1 protein-coding gene is annotated in these 234 nt (G+C 62.0%); it reads right to left on the bottom strand.

All coding sequences use genetic code 11. The features are described 5' to 3' along the window. Positions 1 to 234: OsmC family protein (locus tag SB751_RS35520; RefSeq protein ID WP_410749676.1), on the bottom strand; the 234-nt coding region annotated here is incomplete at both ends.

The following is a 234-nucleotide window of genomic DNA, read 5'->3' as shown; positions in this document are numbered from 1 at the left end:
CGAATGCGTGAGTTCGGCCGTCTTGGCGATCATGATCGACGCGGAGCAGTACTTGTCGTGCGACAGGTTGATCGCGCGCTCGACCGTGGCCGGGTTCAGGTTGCGGCCCGTGACGGTGAAGTGGAAGTGGACCTTCGTGAACACCTTCGGATCTTCGCTTGCGCGCTCGGCCTTCAGCGTGACCGAGCAGCCGGTGACTTCCTGGCGGCTCTTCTTCAGGATCAGCACGACATC

It is taken from the genome of Cupriavidus sp. SIMBA_020 (assembly GCF_046535395.1).
Taxonomy (GTDB): domain Bacteria; phylum Pseudomonadota; class Gammaproteobacteria; order Burkholderiales; family Burkholderiaceae; genus Cupriavidus; species Cupriavidus campinensis.
The sequence above is the reverse complement of the archived record's forward strand: the minus strand, read 5'-3'. Positions and strand labels throughout refer to the sequence as shown.